This window comes from Actinoplanes oblitus (genome assembly GCF_030252345.1).
In the GTDB taxonomy this organism is placed as follows: domain Bacteria; phylum Actinomycetota; class Actinomycetes; order Mycobacteriales; family Micromonosporaceae; genus Actinoplanes; species Actinoplanes oblitus.
This window is the reverse complement of the sequence record NZ_CP126980.1, coordinates 3,343,307-3,359,813: the sequence shown is the minus strand read 5'-3', so window position 1 is coordinate 3,359,813 and position 16,507 is coordinate 3,343,307. Positions and strand designations below refer to the sequence as shown.

Below are 16,507 nucleotides of genomic sequence, written 5' to 3'. Positions count from 1 at the left end.
CGGACGAAAGGGGCCATGAACACCACCCGACCAACGGTCCGATCTGTCGCCACCATGGCGGCCGATCCGAGCCGAGCGGCGGCCCCCGACGCGCCCCGACGGGACTAGCGTGGACACCGGCGGGGCGGCCGGACTGCTCGGTGCCGCGCGCCGGTCGGGAGGGAGGCGGGCGTGTCCGTACAACAGAGTGGTGACGGGCAGGTCCGGGTGGCCGAGTGCACCCCGGAGACGGTGACCGTGGCACTCACCGGCGACTTCGACCTGTCCAACGTGGCCCGGCTGCGGCAGGCCCTGGACGCCGTCCTGACCGAGCGACACCCGCGGGTGCTCGTGGTGGACGCCGCCGCCGTGGGCTTCTTCGACTGCGCCTCGCTGCGATCGCTGCTCGAGCTGCGGGACCGGGCCCGGGCGCCCGGCCTGGACTGCCAGGTGGTGATCTCGGCGGCGTCGTCCCCGCTCACCCGCCTGCTCGACCTGCTCGACCTGCTCGACCTGGTCGACCTGGTCGAGATGCTCGATTACCGGCCGGCCGGCGGCCCGGACAGGTCCGGCGAGCCCAGCGGGTAACGCAGCAGCAGGCGGGTCCCGCCGGGGCCCGTCTCGATGTCCAGGGCCGTGCAGATGCTGTTGATCAGCCACAGTCCACGGGGGTCCTCGGCGGCGCGGGCGGGCCGCTCGGCGGCCTCGCGGAAGTCGCCCGGGAGGCCCGCCCCGTGATCGCTGACCTCGGCGTAGACGTCCCCGTTCCGCCGCCACAGCAGGAATTGCCCGGCTCCGCCGCCGTGGACCACCGCGTTGGCGGCCGCCTCGTGCACGGCCAGGACGAACTTCGCCGCCGCCGGCGCCGGCAGGCCGTGCCGGATCAGGGCGGCATGCACCCCGCCCCGCAGCGCCGTCAGGGTGGCCAGCTCGAACCGGCGGATCAGCAGCATCCGCAGCCGGCCGCCGGCCGTCGCCGGGTCGTCGTAGTCGCCGGCGGTCACCGCGGCGGCGACGTCACCGAGCCGCTGACCGAGCCGGGTGGCCAGCCGGCGCAGCTCGTCGAACGCGCCGGCCATGTCCAGGCCGAGATACTCGGCGAGGACACCCTTCGCCTGTTCGAGGACCACCCTGCTGTTCATCGCGTTCTGCACCTGTTCAGCCAGGACTTGCCGGTACTCGACGTCGCGGTGCTGCAACAGGCCGAGCGTGGTGACGTTCGCCAGCGCGCGTGCGGCCTGCGCGTCGGCCGGACCCAACAGGCCGGGATGGACGGAGAACAGGATGAGTACCCCGATGGTCTCGGCTCGCAACCGCACCGGAACCGCGTGCACGGCACCGAACCCGGCCGCTTTGGCCTGGGCGGCGAACCGGGTCCACCGCCGGTCGGGAGTCGCCAGGTCCGGGTCGTCCACCGCCCGCCCGGTCCGGTAACAGTCGACGCAGGGGCCCTCGGCGGTCGCCGCCTCGACGAGCTCGAGCAGGTGGGCCTGCTCCGAGGAGGAGGCCATCACCCGTAACGCTCCGCGCTGGTTCCCGACCATGATGCCGGCGACCCGCACGTTGAGCAGTTCCACGCAGCGGCCGGCCAGGACGTGCAGGAACTCGACGATGTCGAATTCCGCGACCAGCGTGTCGGACAGGTCGACGAAGGCCTCTGCCCAGCCCTGTCCCGGTGACGCGCTCACGGCCACCTCCCGGTTCCGGTCGTCGTGATCAGTAGAGCTGGTCATCATTGTCCGCCTCGGTGAACCGCAGCCGGCGGGCGACCACGTCGGCGGCCACCTCGTCCAGGCCACGTTCGGTGACGTAGGCCTGCGCGCGCAGCCGGAGGAACGCCGCCGGGATCGGCACCTGCAACTGCGCGCTGATCATGCCGGTGGCCTGGTGCACGACGGCTCGGTGCGCGTACAGGCCGGCGCTGCCCGGCACCTGCCCGCCGGGCATCTGCTCGGCCAGCAGCAGCTCGGTGGCGGCGTCGGCGAAGGCCAGCGCCTCGGCCAGGTCGTCGCCGGTCAGCCGCCCCGGCCCCGGCCGGTACAGGTCGATCACGCCGAGGCAGATCGCGCCGACCCGCAAGGGCAGCGCGAACAGGGCACGCGCGCCGGCACTGATCGCGGCCGGCGCGAACACCGGCCAGCGCGACGTCCAGAGCTGGTCGTCCAGGTCCTCGACCAGGACCGGCCGGCGCGCGGCGAACGCCTCCTTGCAGGGCCCCTCGCCGAGCACCACCTGAAGGTCCTCGACCCGCGCGCTGACCGCGTCGCTGGTGTAGCGGATCTGCTGGGCCGGCAGCGTGGTCATCACCGCCATACCGGCCCCGCCCACCCCGGGCAGGCCGGCCACGCAGGCATCGCACAACCGGCCCAGATCCGGGCCGAACTCCGCCACGAGTTGCGCCACCCGGTCCCGATGATCGCCACTAGTCATGGCCATCGCCCGTTCGCGGCGACGACGGGCGGCTGCGCCAGGCATCCATCACAGCACCCCCGGTCCCGCGTCGGTGCACGCCGCCGCGGATGCCGGACTCGGCACCGGCATCCCCCTCAGCGGCGGACCGCTCAACGAAGCTCACCTCCACCGTAGGCCCACACCCCGGCCGCACAACCCGATCAAAACCGGCTTTCGGTACGACGCCTCCCGCTCACCGAGCACGCTAGCATCGCGGGGTGCCGGAGCGTGGACACCTCATTCGTACGCTGGCTGGTCTCGGGGTGGCGCTCGCCGCCGGCGGCGCCCTGCTGTTCGGCGCGCCCGCGCGGTCCGGCGAACCGCAGCCGCTCGCCCTGAGCGCCGCCTGGCCGCGGGCCCAGCGCGGCAGCGTCCCGTCGAAGCTTCCGGACGGCAACGAGTACTCCCCCGCCCTGTTCCTGGACGCGAAGACGTCGGCGGGCACCGCGCAGAGCCCGGACGGCCACACCCTGCGCCTGATCCTGAGGCAGGCCGACGGCACCCTGCGTGAGCTGCGTCGCGTCCCGTCCACCGACCGTGCCCCGTTCGCCGCCCTGACCAGCTACAGCACCGCCCCCACCGCCGCCGGTCCGGCCGCCTCGGCGACCGCCCCCGCCGCCCCGCTCTCCGCAACCTCCGCCTCCGCGGCCTCCTCCCCCGCACCGCTCTCCGCGACCTCCGCCTCCACGGCCGCCTCCCCCGCCGCCCCGCTCCCCGCGACCTCCGCCCCGCTCCCCGGGACCTCCGCCTCCGCCGCCCCTACCCCCGCCACCTCCGGCCCGGCCCCCGCCGTCCCTGACTCCGCCGCCTCCGCCTCGGCGGTCACGGCCCCCGCCCCGGCCGCGGCCGGCTCCGGCGACGGCCTGGTCTGGGTGGAAAGCGTCCGCGGCAAGCAGCAGTTGTGGACCGGCGGGCTCCGGCAACCGGCCCGGATGCTGACCGCCGACGTCGGCGCGATGCAGTTCTACGACTCGCAATACGACCTGGTGATCGCGAACGGCGCCGTCCACTGGGTGGCCGGCGGCGCGGCGGACCAGACCGAGTTCCGCTCGGTGGCACTGACCGGCGGCAGGGTCACGGTCACCCGCTCGGCGGGCACCTGGGCGCTGTCGGCGTGGCCGTGGGCGGTCGACGGTCAGACCTCCGCGCGTGGCGCCACCACGTTGCGCAACCTGACGACCGGCCGGCGGATCGCCGTCCCGTCCGCCGACCGGACGGTGACCGCGTGCAGCCCGGCCTGGTGCCAGCTGGTCTCGCTGAACGCCGACGGTTACGCCCGGATGGAACTGTCCCACCCGGACGGCTCGGCCCGCCGCAAGGTCGCCGAGGGCACGGTGGCCACCGCGATCACCGACGTAGCCGTGCTGGACCGCTTCGAGGTGCTGGCCCGCGTCGGCCCCCAGTCCGACCTCAGCGGCAACCAGGAACTGCTGATCCACGACCTGAGGACCCGCCAGACCGTCCTGGTCAGCCCGGACGCCGGAAACATCGCCTACCGAGCCGGTGTCCTCTGGTGGTCCACCGGCGACCAGTCCTCCTTCGTCCGCAACAGCCTCGACCTCCGCACCATCTGACCACCGGCTTCGCGCGCCACAGCCCCGACCGGCACCATCTGACCACCGGCTTCGTGCACCACAGCCTCGGCCGCCGCACCAGCTGACCGACCGGCGCGATCAGGCGTACGGCTGCTTCGGCTCGTCAATCTCCCGCCACGACCGCACGTCGAGGAAGGCCACCCGCGCCTGGTTCACCGGGTCGGTGCCGACCTGGCTGCTGTAGACGCCGGTCACCTCCACCCAGGCGTCCGGCGGCGCGTCGATCGGCACCCCGGCCAGCCCGACCTTGATCGGCCGTCCGTCCGCGGCGCAGCAGGTCAGCACCATCCGGGCCAGCATCGGCTTGCCGTCCGGTCCCGGGGTGATGAAGCCGGTCAGCTTCACGTTCCGCCCGGCCAGGCTCCGGCCGCTGTCGAAGACCGCCCGGGACGCGTAGTCGAGCAGGCTGACCTCGACCGGATCGCCGGCCGGCAGCGGCGGATAGTCCGAGGCGGCGGCCGGCCCGACACTGCCCGCCTGCCCCGCCGCGAACGACCCCAACGCCGGCGGCGACACCAGCAACAGCCCGAGCACCGGAAGCAGCAGCAGCCATCCGACCCGCGGCTCGTGATGCCCATGCCCGTCGCCGTGCCCGTGGCCGCCCCCGCCGCCGTGCCCAGCGCCGTCGTCGCCGTGCCGGCCGTCGTCGCCGCCTCCGCCGCCGTGCCCAGCGCCGTCGCCATCACCGTGCCCGCCGTCGTCGCCGTGCCCGTCGCCATCACCGTGGCCGGGACCGGGATCCGCCCCCGGGCCGCCCGGGCCGGCGCGGAGGTCGTACCACATGGTCATGATCGCGGCCGCGACCAGCAGGATGCCCGCGAGCAGCAGGAAGGGCCGCAGCCCCTCCTTCACATAGCGGAGGAACACGTCGGTGACCGTCGCCTTGATGATCGCGCCGCCGAACAGCAGCATGATCACCGCCTGCGTCATCCGGCTCACAGCAGCACCAGCCCGAAGGCGCTGCCCAGCACGATCGCCGCGACGAACGTGGCCGGCGCGAACCGCATCGCGAACCGGCGGCCGAAGACGCCGGTCTGCATCGAGATCAGCTTCAGGTCGACCATCGGGCCGACCACCAGGAACACCAGCCGTGAGGTGAGCGAGAACTGGGACAGCGAGGCGGCCACGAACGCGTCCGCCTCGCTGCAGATGGAGAGCAGCACGGCCAGCGTCGCGAGCGCGAGCACCGAGACGACCGGATCGTCGGCGAGGGACTGGAGCCAGGCCGCCGGGATCACCACGTTGATGGTGGCCGCGGCGGCCGCGCCGAGCACCAGGAAGCCGCCCGCGTGCATGACGTCGTGCCGGCACGCCGCCCAGAACGCCCGCGCCTTCGACGTGTCGTCCAGATCGGGCCGGTGCGGCAGCCGGATCCACTCCGGCTTGCCCAGCCGCAGCCACAGCCAGCCCATCGCGACCGCGACGACCAGGCTGGCCAGCCCCCGGGCGACGGCCATCCGCGGCTCACCGGGAAAGGCAATCACCGTGGCGGTCAGCACGATCGGGTTGATCGCCGGCGCGGCCAGCAGGAAGGCGAGCGCCGCCGCCGGCGTCACCCCGCGCCGGATCAGCGACCCGGCGATCGGCACGCTGCCGCACTCGCACCCCGGCAGGATGACCCCGGCCACCCCGGCGGCCGGCACCGCGAGCGCCGGATGGCTGGGCAGCGCCCTGGCCCAGAAGCCGCGCGGCACGAAGACCGCGATGACCGCGGACAGCACCACCCCGAAGACCAGGAACGGCACCGCCTGCACCAGCACCGAGACGAACACCGTCGCCCAGGTCTGCAGCCCCGGCCCGGACAGCAGCCCGGCCAGGTGCCCGCGCACCAGCACCAGGGCGACCAGCAACCCGGCCAGCACCTCGAGCGACCCGATCCCGGTGTCCTGCTCGGGCCGCACCTTCGTCGACGTGCTCACCAGCGGCTCCTCCTGTCCTCGGGCCGGCTTAGAAACTACCGCCCACCCCCGACAGAACCCGGACCGCCGGCCCGCCGACCGTAGCCGACCGCCTCCCCGTCCGGTTCGCCGCTTTCCGGTACGCCGGAACCGCCCCGCCGCGAGTCCCGCGTCGAACCAGGCGGCCCGGGCGCCCGCGCCCACATCCGGGCGGCGTGCCCCACAACGGCTCGGGACGGCGCCCGGTACAGCGGGTCCCGGAAGCACGGACATCGACGACCGTCTTGTTTCGGGAGCGTTAACACATCTACGATCGATGAGTGTCGTTATGAAACGTTTCAGATGCTCAGGAGGTCCGGATGAAGGGTTTGCTCGCGGCCGTGACGGCCGCACTTCTGCTGGTACCGGCGCCGGGGACGGCCGCGGCGGCGGATCCGCCGGTCGGGCTCGGCGGGGCGCACTGGATCTGGTATCCCGAGGGCGAGCCGGCGACCAGCGCGCCGGTCGCCACCCGTTACCTGCGCCGCACCTTCTCCGTCGCGGCCGCCGACATCCCGGACGCGCAGCTGGTCGTCACCGGCGACGACACTGTCGACGTCTGGGTCAACGGCACCCGGCTGGCCGGCTCCCCGCGCACCACCGACTCCTGGAGACGGGCGATCCACGTCGACCTGGCCGGGTCGCTGCACCCCGGCGCCAACACGGTCGCCGTCGCCGCGCGCAACAGTGGCGGGCCGGCCGGCGTCCTCGGGCGGCTGCGCGCCGGCACGGTGGACCTCGTCACCGACGGCTCCTGGCGCGCCGCTTCCGCCGTACCGGAGAACTGGGCCGACCCGGACTTCTCCGATGCCGCCTGGACCACCGCGCGGGATCTCGGCGCCTATGGCGCCGGGCCGTGGGGTGGCGGGGTGGCGCTGCCGGATCCGGGCGCGGCGTCGCCGGTGAGCGTCACCGGCCTGACAGTGAACCGGCAGGTCGACCCGGTCGGCGTGGACGGCGTGCGGTTCGGCTGGCGGCTCGCCTCCGAGGCCGGCGGCCAGATGCAGGGCCGCTACCAGATCACCGTGGGGACCACGCCGGGCGCGGCCGACGTCTGGGACAGCGGCACTGTCGCCTCGACGCGGCAGACCGACATCGGGTACGGCGGGCCGGCACTCGCCGGCAACCGCACCTACCACTGGCGCGTCCGGGTCTGGGACGCTCAGGGGCGGCCGGGAGCGTGGAGCCCGAGCGCCCGGTTCGACACCGGCATCACGATGACAGCGGCCTTCGTCGGCGCCCCGCCGGCCGGCGACCTGAGCGGCGCGAACTGGATCTGGTACCCGGAGGGCGACCCGGCGTCGAGCGCGCCGGTGGCGACCCGGTACTTCCGCCGGACGGTGAGTCTCGCGGCGGGCACCACGATGGTGGTGACCGGGGACGACACCGCCGACGTGTGGATCGACGGGACGCAGGTCTCGGCGAGTCCCCGGGTGACCGACTCGTGGAAGACCGCCGCGACGGTGACGGTGCCGGCCGGCACGCACACCATCGCGATCGCCGCCGCCAACACCACGGTGAGCCCGGCCGGCCTGATCGCCAAGCTCGGCGCGACGGTCACCGACGGCTCGTGGAAGTCCTCGACCGCCGGGCCGGGCGGCTGGCAGCAGCCCGGGTTCGACGACTCCGGATGGGCCGCCGCCAAGGTCCTGGCCGGTTACGGCAGCGGGCCGTGGGGCAGCCAGGTGCTGGTCTCCTCCCCCGCGCCCTACCTGCGCAAGGGGTTCACCGTCGGCAAGCCGGTGGCCCGGGCGCGGCTGTTCACCACCGCGCTCGGCCTGCACGACACCTACCTCAACGGGGTCAAGGTCGGCGTCGACCGGCTCGCACCCGGCTGGACCGATTACGACAAGCGGCTGCAGTACCGGGGGTTCGACGTCACCGCCGCGATCAGGCAGGGCGACAACGCGCTGGCCGCGCAGCTCGGCCGCGGCTGGTACGCCGGGAACATCGGATTCGCCGGGAGCCAGCGGTACGGCACTCAGCCCTGGTACGCCGCCCAGTTGATCGTCGAGTTCACCGACGGCACCTCGGCCACCGTGCGGACCGACGGCAGCTGGCGCACCACGCCGAGCAATGTCCGCGCCGACGACCTCTACGCGGGCGAGACACAGGACGCCCGGCGGATCGTCGGCGACTGGAACGCCGCGGGCTTCGACGACAGCTCCTGGACACCGGTGACGGTCCGGAGCGGCACCCGGCCCACCCTGGTCCCGCAGCTCGACCCGGGCGTGACCGTGCAGCGGGAGCTGCGCCCGGTCGCGATCACCCAGCCTCGGCCCGGCGTCTTCATCGCCGACCTCGGGCAGAACTTCGCCGGCTGGGACCGGCTGCGGGTCGGCGGCCCGGCGGGCACCACCGTCACCCTGCGGCACGGCGAGATCCTCAACGCCGACGGCACCCTCTACACCGCGAACCTGCGGGCCGCCCAGGCCACCGACCGGTTCACCCTGGCCGGCACCGGGACTGAAACGTTCGAACCCCGATTCACCGTGCACGGCTACCGGTACGTCGAGATCACCGGCTTCCCCGGCACCCCCACCGCGGACAGCCTCACCGGCCTCGCGGCGTGGACCAACGGCCCGGCCACCGGCACGTTCACCAGCTCGGACGCCACGCTCAACAAGGTCGGGCAGGCCATCCTCTGGGGTGCCCGGTCGAACCTGCTCTCCATCCCGACCGACTGCCCGCAGCGCGACGAGCGACTCGGCTGGACCGGGGACATCGCCGCGTTCGGGGCCACGTCGACGTTCAACTTCGACACCTACGGGCTGCTCGACAAGTTCACCACCGACCTGGTGGACGCCCAGCACGCCGACGGCGCGTTCACCGACGTGGCGCCGGACGTGCTCGGTGGCGCCGGCAAGGCGGGCTGGGGCGACGCCGGCGTGATCGTGCCGTACACGATCTGGCAGCGCTTCGGCGACCTGGGACCGGCCGACCGGGCGTTCCCCGCGATGACCCGCTGGGTGGACTACCTGCGGAGCACCGCCGGCGCGGACCTGATCCGCGACCAGGACACCTACGGCGACTGGCTGAACGTCGACGACGGCACCGGCAACGACCTGACCAGCACGGCGTACTTCGGCTGGTCGGCCCGGCTGGTGGCGCGGATGGCGGCGGCCACCGGGCGCGACGCGCAGGCCGCCTCCTACGGCACGCTGGCCGACCGGATCGCGACCGCCTTCACCAACCGGTTCGTCGCCGCCGACGGGACCGTCGGCACCAACAGCCAGACCGGGTACGTCCTGGCCCTCGCCTTCGGGCTGGTACCGGAGAACCGGGCGCAGGGGGTCGCCGACAAGCTGGCCGCCAAGGTGGCGTCCCGGGGCGGCCACCTCTCGGTCGGCTTCATGGGCGTGGAGAATCTGCTGCCGGTGCTGGCCGACCACGGGCACGCCGACACCGCGTACCAGATCCTGCAACAGCCCGGCTATCCCGGCTGGGGCTACATGATCTCGCGGGGCGCCACCACGATCTGGGAGCGCTGGGACGGCATCCGCCCGGACGGCAGCCCGCAGGACCCGGGGATGAACTCGTTCAACCACTACGGGCTCGGCTCGGTCGGTGACTGGCTTTACCGCCAGGTCGGAGGCGTCGCCCCGGCCGCGCCCGGTTATGCCCGGGTGCTGCTGGCGCCCAAGCCGGGCGGCACGCTGACGTCCGCGTCGTCCGACCTGACCACGGCTTACGGCCGGGTCGCGACCGCCTGGAGCCGGTCCGGGTCCGCTATCACGTTGCGGGTGGTCGTCGCCACCGGCACCACGGCTACGGTACGCGTACCCGGCGCCGCCGTGACCTCCGCGCCGGCCGAGGCGGTACCGGTCGGCGGTACGTCGTACGCCCTCGGCGCCGGCACCTACACCTTCACGTCGACCGTCTGACCGTGCGGGGAGGGCCGGTCCCCCGGCCCTCCCCGCCCCCGGTCACCCACCACCGAGTTGACCGACTGGTCAACTGCGCCTAGTTTTGACCGAACAGTCAAGTGGCCGGGCATCATCGGTCACTTTCCCCGTCGACAGCGGAGGTGGGCGATGGCGCGAGACACCCGCGAACGCATCGTGGCGGTGGCCCGCGACCTGATCCACGGCGCGTCGCTGGCCGAGGTCAGCACCGAGGACGTGTGCCGGGCCGCCGGCGTCCACAAGGGCAGCCTCTACCACTTCTTCCCGTCCAAGGAGGTGCTGGCCGGCGCGGTCCTGGAGCACAACTGGGACATGATGCACGCGATGCTGGAGGAGGCGTTCACCGGCGACGTCCCGCCCCTCGACCGGATCGACCGGTTCGTCGACGGCTTCGCGCGGATGCTGGCGGCGATGCGGGAGCGGTTCGGGGCCACGCCGGGCTGCCCGCTCGGCGGCCTCGCCACCGAGGTCGCCCGGCAGGGCGAGGACGGGCGGGCGCGGGCCGGGCGGGTCCTGAGCTCCTGGACGTCCTACTTCGCCGCCGCCGTCAGCGAGGCGAAGGGGCGCGGTGAGGTGCCGGCCGGCGTCGACCCGGCCGGCGCCGCCCTCCGGGTGCTGGCCCTGATGCAGGGTCTGGCCCTGCTCGCCGAGGCGCGCGACGACCCCGCCCTGATGCTGCTCGCCAAGGCCGACATCCGGCTGCTGCTGCAAGCAACCCACTGACCGGCGCCCCATCCGGGCGCCCTTCGCCATGCCCATCGAGTTGACCGATCGGTCAAGTACCCCACGGAGGAAGATCATGTCAGCGTCATCCCGGGTCAGCGTGCGGCCCATCGCCGTCGCCGGCCGGCACTCCATCAACGCCTACCTGCTGCTCGGCCGCCGGCCCGTGCTCGTCGACGCCGGCCTCCCCGGCACCGGGCGGCGGATCGTGGACGGGATCGCCGGGCACGGCGTCGACCCGGCCGACCTGGCCCTGATCGTGCTCACCCACGCCCACATCGACCACTTCGGCGCCGCGGCGCACGTGAGCCGGCTGACCGGGGCGCCGATCGCGGCGCACCGCGCCGACCTGGTTCCCTACCGGGCCGGGCGGGCGCGGGAGCCGTACCTGCCGACCGGCCCGTTCGGGGCGGTGATGAGCCGGCTGCCGGCGTTGCACCACACGGTCCAGCCGGTCGAGCCGGAGGTGGTCCTGGACGGTCCGCAGCGGCTCGACGACTTCGGGGTGGCCGGTTCGATCATGCCAACGCCGGGGCACACGGCCGGCTCGGTCTCGGTGCTCACCGACGCCGGCGACCTGGTCGCCGGGGACCTGGTGGCGAGCCCGTTCCTCGGCTCGATCACCGGCCGGCCGGCCAATCCGCCGTTCCACGACGATCCGGTCACCAACCTGGCCAGTCTCCGGGCCATGCTCGCCCTGAAGCCGGTGGCGCTGCACGTCGGGCACGGGGGCCGGCTCGACCCGGACCGGGTCGCCCGGTGGGCCGACCGCCAGGAACGCCGGCTCGACCGGCTCGCGGCCCGCGGCCGGATCCGGCACCGCCCCGCCGAGGCGTGAACCGCGTGCCTGCCAAGCTCCCGCAACAGTTCGCAGCGGCCCCGGCGCCGGCGGTCAGAGGCCGGCGGCGCGGGCCTCCGTGTGCAGCCGCTGGGCCACGGCGATCAGCTCCTTGAGGTCGCCGGCCGCCGAGGTCAGGGTCACGTAGGCGTGGTCGACACCGGCCTCGGCCAGCGCGGCGAGATCCTCGGCGATCTGCGCCGGGCCGCCGGTGTACGGCCGGCGTCCCGTGGCCGGGACCTCCGTCAGGTCGCGCACCCCCAATTGGAAGACGCAGCCGATCGCGGCCGGATCGCGGCCGGCCTCGACCGCCTGTGCCCGCAGCCCGGCGAGAACCTCGCCCACCTGCCGTGGCGGGATCCCCGTCGGCAGCCATCCGTCGGCCCGCCGGACGATCCGGGCCAGCGCCGTCCGGTTGCCGCCGGCCAGGAAGACCGGGATCGGCCGGGCCGGCTTCGGGTTCACCCGGCTGGGCGCCAGCCGGTACCGCTCGTTCCCGAACGTCACCGGGTCCGGCCCCCAGACCGCGCCGGCGACGTCCAGGAACTCGTCGAGCGCGGCACCCCGCTCGGCGATCGGCCGCGGCGCGGTGGCCGCGAACTCGTCGATCGACCAGCCGGTGCCCAGCCCGGCGATCACCCGCCCACCGGACGCCGCGTCCAGCGCGGCCAGGCTGCGGGCCAGCCGGAACGGCAGGTGCAGCCCCGGGATCAGCACCCCGGTCCCGAGCTCGACCCGGCTGGTCACCGCCGCCGCCAGGGTCAGGGTGACCAGCGCGTCGGTGGTGTGCGCGTAGCTCTCCGGCCAGGGCAGGCCCGGAACGCCGTAGAGCCCGTGCGCCCCGCTGGTGTCCTCCGGCGCCAGGATCCGCTCATAGGCCCACAGGCTGTCGTAGCCGATCTCCTCGGCCGCCCGGGCGAACTCGGTGACGTCACGCGCCAGGTCGAACTTGTTGGTCTGAGGAAGGTTCACACCGAGCCGCATCCCGCGCAGCCTAGCCGCCGGTCGGTCCACAGCGGACCCCGAGCATCCCGCTAGCCTGTCCCGATGCGGATGGAGCTGGTCACGTTGATCGTCGACGACTACGACCCGGCGATCGAGTTCTTCACCGGCCTGCTCGGCTTCGCGCTCGTCGAGGACTCGCCGTCGACGACCACCGACGGCCGGCCCAAGCGCTGGGTCGTGGTCCGCCCGCCCGGCGCGGAAACCGGCCTCCTGCTGGCGCGGGCCGACGGGGACCGGCAGCGCGCGGTGGCCGGCGACCAGACCGCGGGCCGGGTCGGGTTCTTCCTCCGGGTGGACGACTTCGACGCGGTCCACCGCCGCCTGCTCGACGCGGGCGTGACCTTCACCCGCCCGCCTCGCACCGAGCCGTACGGCCGGGTCGCCGTCTTCCTGGACATCGCGGGTAATCAGTGGGATCTCCTGGGGCCCGCCTGAACGGCGGGTCCGCTCGGCCGGTCCGGGTCCCTCGGCGCGCGCGCTGTTCCACCGGCCTCGGGCACTCGAGCGTGCACCAGCCCGGCCGGCCCTTTCCCGCTGCCCAAACGGCCCGGACCTGGTCGCTGACCATTGTGGAACATTGCTGGGCAGATATTTCCGGTTGGCACATTCGGGCACTGACGAAGGGGAATCAGGGGCGGTGCGGGTGCTCAGCGGGGCGAGCGGTTGCGGGCCACCCTGCCGTGCGTGCTGTTCGGCGAGCCGGCGCCGCAGTTGCTGCTGCTCGACGAGCCGACGAACAACCTGGACCTGGACAGCGTGGGACAGCTGGAGGGTGCGCTGACTGCGACCGGCCGGACCCGGTCACCGCCGCCACCATGCGACCGGCCGGGGCGGGAGCACCTCCCGCCCCGGCCGTCGGCTAGGGGGTTCGTCGCCTGTCGCGGGCGGTCAGGACTCGGTGAGAGCGGGCGTGGCGGTGCCCTCCACGGTCTTGGTGGACGTGCCCTCGACGGTCTCGTGCGGGGTGCCGGTGTTGATCGCGATGCGGCGCGGCTTGGCGGCCTCGGCGACCGGGATGGTCAGCGTCAGCACGCCGTCCTGCCAGGTCGCGGCGATCTTGTCGAGGTCCAGGCCGTCGCCGAGCGTGATTCGGCGCTCGAAGGCGCCGGTGGGACGCTCGCGGCGCAGCCACTGCACGTCGTCGTCGGTACGTGCGGACCGCTCGGCCCGGATCGTCAGTACGCGCTTGTCCACGTCGATCGCCACCGAGCCGGGGTCGACACCCGCCAGGTCGCAGTGCAGGACGAAGTGGTCGCCCGAGCGGTACAGATCCATCGGCATCGCCAGGCCGGCGGCAGCGCCGGTGCCCATCATCTGCCCGGCGAGGCGGTCGAACTCGCGGAAGGGATCGAAAGTCAGCACCACGAACACCTCCTCAGGACGTCCGCCGGACTCTCCGGCGGACCGTGGCGCTCGGCTAAAGATCAGATCTGCCGAGGTCGCGGCCGGTGGTCTCGCGGTGCATCACCGCGATCGACCAGCAGCGACAAGTAATTTTTTAGCACTCCTCCGCCAGGAGTGCCAAGCACTTCCGGAGAAATTTCCGGGGCGTGATCTTTACTGGACGGGCACGCCCCACCGGACCCGGAGGCCACCTTGCCCGCTGATCTGCCCACCCCCCACGTGACCGTCGACGCCGACGTGCTGGAGCGCAACCTGACCGCCATGGCGGCTCGGGCGGCGGACCACGGGCTGGCGCTGCGGCCGCATGCCAAGACGCACAAGTGTGTGGAGATCGCGCACCGGCAGGTCGGCCTCGGCGCCGGCGGGCTCACGGTGGCCACCGTCAGCGAGGCGGAGGTGTTCGCCGACGGCGGGCTGGACGACCTGTTCATCGCGTACCCGATCTGGCCGTCGCCGCAGCGTGCCGCACGCCTGCGGGCCCTGGCCGCCCGGGTGGCGCTGCGGGTCGGCGTCGACTCCGCGGAGGCCGCGGAGGCGCTCGGCCGGGCGGTGCCCGGCCTGGAGGTGCTGATCGAGGTGGACAGCGGGCATCACCGCAGCGGCGTCGACCCACGGTCCGCCGGTCGGGTCGCGGTCGCCGCCGATCAGGCGGGCTTGCGGGTACGCGGCGTGTTCACGTTCCCCGGCCACGCCTACGGACCGGGGCGGCAGCAGCCGGCCGCCGCGGACGAGGCGACCGCCCTGGCCGAGGCCGCCGCCGCGGTCACCGGCAAGGGCCTGGACGCCGGCGTACGCAGTGGCGGCTCCACCCCGACCGTCCCGTTCAGCGGCGGCGATCCGCTCACCGAGATGCGCCCCGGCGTCTACGTCTTCGGCGACGCCCAGCAGCTCGAACTCGGCGGCTGCGCCTGGGACGAGGTCGCCTTGACCGTGGCGTCCACCGTGGTCAGCCGGTCCGGCCCGAAGATCGTCCTGGACGCCGGGAGCAAGGTGCTGGGCGCCGACCGCCAGTCCTGGGCCACCGGTTTCGGCCGCCTGCTGGACCACCCCGACGCCCGCGTCACCGCCCTGTCCGAACACCACGCCACGGCGATCCTCCCGGACGGCGTGCCGACCCCCGCGCTCGGCGAGGTGCTGCGAGTGGTCCCCAACCACGTCTGCGCCACCGTCAACCTGGCCGACGACCTGGTCGTCGTGTCCGGCGGCGACCAGGTGGACCGCTGGCCGGTGGCGGCCCGGGGCGCCAACACCTGACCGCTCCCCGCGGATCACGTCGTCCCGCCCGGGGATCATCGGCGCCGGGCCGTCCGGGAACGCGACCACAACCGCGGGTCCTCGCCTGCGGGTGCGACGCGTGCTAGGCAGCGGGGTCACGGCCGCCCGCGGCGACCGCAGCGCGTGGTACCGGAGCCGTCAGTGGGCCGCCAGCACGTGGATGCGGCGGCCCACCGGGCCGTCCGCGATCAGGTACGTGACCGCCGGGCGGTCGATCTCGGTGCGGTCGGCGCGCCCGCGGGAGAACGTGGCGGCGAAGAGCGCGGACGTCGCGTTCAGCACGGTGACCTTCGCGGCGACCAGCTCGGTGCGGGCGAAGGCGGCCGCGCGCAGGGCGTCGACCTGCTTGCCCAGGACCCCGGCCACCTCGCCGGCGGTGGTCAGCGGGAACGCGCCGTCGCCGGTGGTGACCAGGAGTGGGACGGCGTAGTAGTCGAGCAGGGCGGCGGTGTCCCGCTCACCGCGGGCGCAGGCCGCGAACACCGCGAGGTACTCGTCGAACCATCGGTCCACATCGTCCACCCACCCGACGTTACCCCCGCGGTCCCGGCCGGGGCGGCGGGTGGTGACCTCCCGCAGGAAGAACACGTTGCCGGGCCGGCCGCGCGGCTCACCCGTGCGGCCGGCGGTGATAGACCGGCGCCTTCTTGAGCCGGTAGAGGCCGTGCCGGACCTCCGAGATGAAGCCGTCCAGTTCGGGCATGCCCATCCGGGTGGCGGCGGCGATCTCGGCCTCGCCGTCGTAGGGCACCCGGACGAACTGGACGCCGAACGGCGCCGGTTCGGCACCGTCGAGCACGCCTTCGAGGATGGTGTAGACCGGGGTCGGGTCGTCCATGGAGTTGCCGACGCTGCCGGTGTTGAACAGCGTGCGGCCACCCGGACCGACCTCGTAGAACGGGTCGTGGGTGTCGCCGTAACCGACGACAGTGGGCTCCGGGCCGGCGAGACCGGTCGCCTCGGTGTTGGCGAACATCCCGGCGAACTGCGCCTCGTCGTGGTCGAACCGGACCCGGTGGTGGACGCTGGTCGCCGAGGCGTGGAAGAGCCGCACCCACCGTCCGCTGAGCCGGAAGTCGTGGCAGAACGGCAGCGAGCGCAGCCACTCGCCCTGGCCGTCGCCGAGCTGGGCCAGCCACCACGCCAGGCCCTCGCTGTCGTCGACGCGGGCCGGGTCGGGCAGGAAGTCGTCCCAGTTGCCGCGGATGTTCACCGCGCAGCGCCGCCGGCACAGCTCGACCACCTCGCGGCCGCGCGGGCCCTTGCCGACGTAGTCGCCCAGGTTGTAGATCCGCTCGATGCCACGGGCGTCGATGTCGGCGAGCACCGCCTCGAGCGCGGTCAGGTTGCCGTGGACGTCGGAGATCAGCGCGATACGGTCCAGCACCCCGCGAA

General features: G+C 73.8%; 15 protein-coding genes. 7 read left to right on the top strand and 8 right to left on the bottom strand.

The genetic code is table 11. The features are described 5' to 3' along the window. Positions 1-171 precede the first annotated feature (171 nt). Positions 172-567: an STAS domain-containing protein gene (locus Actob_RS15000; RefSeq protein ID WP_284920788.1), complete on the top strand. Its 396-nt coding sequence runs from the start codon at positions 172-174 to the stop codon at positions 565-567. Here the strand turns inward: Actob_RS15000 and Actob_RS14995 are convergent. Both Actob_RS14995 and Actob_RS14990 read right to left on the bottom strand, forming a co-directional pair. Further along, positions 519-1,712, bottom strand: a complete 1,194-nt coding sequence (locus Actob_RS14995; RefSeq protein ID WP_284920787.1) for an ANTAR domain-containing protein — start codon at positions 1,710-1,712, stop codon at positions 519-521. The two genes, Actob_RS15000 and Actob_RS14995, sit on opposite strands and share 49 nt — an antisense overlap. After that, positions 1,696-2,409 carry a GAF and ANTAR domain-containing protein gene (locus tag Actob_RS14990; RefSeq protein WP_284920786.1) on the bottom strand — a complete coding sequence of 238 codons (714 nt, stop codon included), beginning with the start codon at positions 2,407-2,409 and terminating at the stop codon, positions 1,696-1,698. The genes Actob_RS14995 and Actob_RS14990 overlap by 17 nt, the downstream gene beginning before the upstream one ends. A 239-nt stretch (positions 2,410-2,648) precedes the next feature. Here Actob_RS14990 and Actob_RS14985 point away from each other — a divergent pair, with 239 nt between their 5' ends. After that, the gene (locus Actob_RS14985) at positions 2,649-4,004 is read left to right on the top strand and encodes a hypothetical protein (RefSeq protein ID WP_284920785.1); all 1,356 of its coding nucleotides are present in this window, start codon (positions 2,649-2,651) and stop codon (positions 4,002-4,004) included. A 99-nt stretch (positions 4,005-4,103) separates the two neighbouring features. Here Actob_RS14985 and Actob_RS14980 read toward each other — a convergent pair whose 3' ends face one another. Next, the gene (locus Actob_RS14980) at positions 4,104-4,955 is read right to left on the bottom strand and encodes a TIGR03943 family putative permease subunit (protein WP_407653648.1); all 852 of its coding nucleotides are present in this window, start codon (positions 4,953-4,955) and stop codon (positions 4,104-4,106) included. Between the two features lie 5 nt (positions 4,956-4,960). Further along, positions 4,961-5,944, bottom strand: a complete 984-nt coding sequence (locus Actob_RS14975) for a permease (RefSeq protein ID WP_284920783.1) — start codon at positions 5,942-5,944, stop codon at positions 4,961-4,963. Between the two features lie 338 nt (positions 5,945-6,282). Here Actob_RS14975 and Actob_RS14970 point away from each other — a divergent pair, with 338 nt between their 5' ends. The 3 genes from Actob_RS14970 to Actob_RS14960 all read left to right on the top strand — a co-directional run bounded on the left by Actob_RS14970 (position 6,283) and on the right by Actob_RS14960 (position 11,428). Continuing rightward, positions 6,283-9,846 (top strand): family 78 glycoside hydrolase catalytic domain, encoded by a 3,564-nt coding sequence (locus tag Actob_RS14970; RefSeq protein ID WP_284920782.1) that lies wholly within the window; start codon positions 6,283-6,285, stop codon positions 9,844-9,846. 150 nt (positions 9,847-9,996) lie between these two features. Continuing rightward, a complete protein-coding gene (locus tag Actob_RS14965; RefSeq protein ID WP_284920781.1) occupies positions 9,997-10,590 on the top strand; it encodes a TetR/AcrR family transcriptional regulator in 594 nt (197 codons plus the stop codon). 76 nt (positions 10,591-10,666) lie between these two features. Continuing rightward, a complete protein-coding gene (locus Actob_RS14960) occupies positions 10,667-11,428 on the top strand; it encodes an MBL fold metallo-hydrolase (protein ID WP_284920780.1) in 762 nt (253 codons plus the stop codon). 54 nt (positions 11,429-11,482) lie between these two features. On the opposite strand, the gene Actob_RS14955 is transcribed toward Actob_RS14960, so the two are convergent. After that, positions 11,483-12,412 (bottom strand): TIGR03619 family F420-dependent LLM class oxidoreductase, encoded by a 930-nt coding sequence (locus tag Actob_RS14955; RefSeq protein ID WP_284920779.1) that lies wholly within the window; start codon positions 12,410-12,412, stop codon positions 11,483-11,485. A gap of 63 nt (positions 12,413-12,475) precedes the next feature. Here Actob_RS14955 and Actob_RS14950 point away from each other — a divergent pair, with 63 nt between their 5' ends. Further along, positions 12,476-12,868, top strand: a complete 393-nt coding sequence (locus Actob_RS14950) for a VOC family protein (protein ID WP_284920778.1) — start codon at positions 12,476-12,478, stop codon at positions 12,866-12,868. Between the two features lie 453 nt (positions 12,869-13,321). Here the strand turns inward: Actob_RS14950 and Actob_RS14945 are convergent, their stop codons facing one another. Beyond that, positions 13,322-13,795 carry an Hsp20/alpha crystallin family protein gene (locus tag Actob_RS14945; RefSeq protein WP_407653647.1) on the bottom strand — a complete coding sequence of 158 codons (474 nt, stop codon included), beginning with the start codon at positions 13,793-13,795 and terminating at the stop codon, positions 13,322-13,324. A 234-nt stretch (positions 13,796-14,029) separates the two neighbouring features. Between Actob_RS14945 and Actob_RS14940 the strand changes: the two genes are divergently transcribed. Next, positions 14,030-15,091 (top strand): alanine racemase, encoded by a 1,062-nt coding sequence (locus tag Actob_RS14940; protein WP_284920776.1) that lies wholly within the window; start codon positions 14,030-14,032, stop codon positions 15,089-15,091. A 159-nt stretch (positions 15,092-15,250) separates the two neighbouring features. Here Actob_RS14940 and Actob_RS14935 read toward each other — a convergent pair whose 3' ends face one another. Beyond that, positions 15,251-15,634 (bottom strand): DUF6841 family protein, encoded by a 384-nt coding sequence (locus tag Actob_RS14935; protein ID WP_284920775.1) that lies wholly within the window; start codon positions 15,632-15,634, stop codon positions 15,251-15,253. A gap of 88 nt (positions 15,635-15,722) precedes the next feature. Next, positions 15,723-16,499, bottom strand: a complete 777-nt coding sequence (locus Actob_RS14930; protein ID WP_284920774.1) for a metallophosphoesterase family protein — start codon at positions 16,497-16,499, stop codon at positions 15,723-15,725. Positions 16,500-16,507 lie beyond the last annotated feature (8 nt).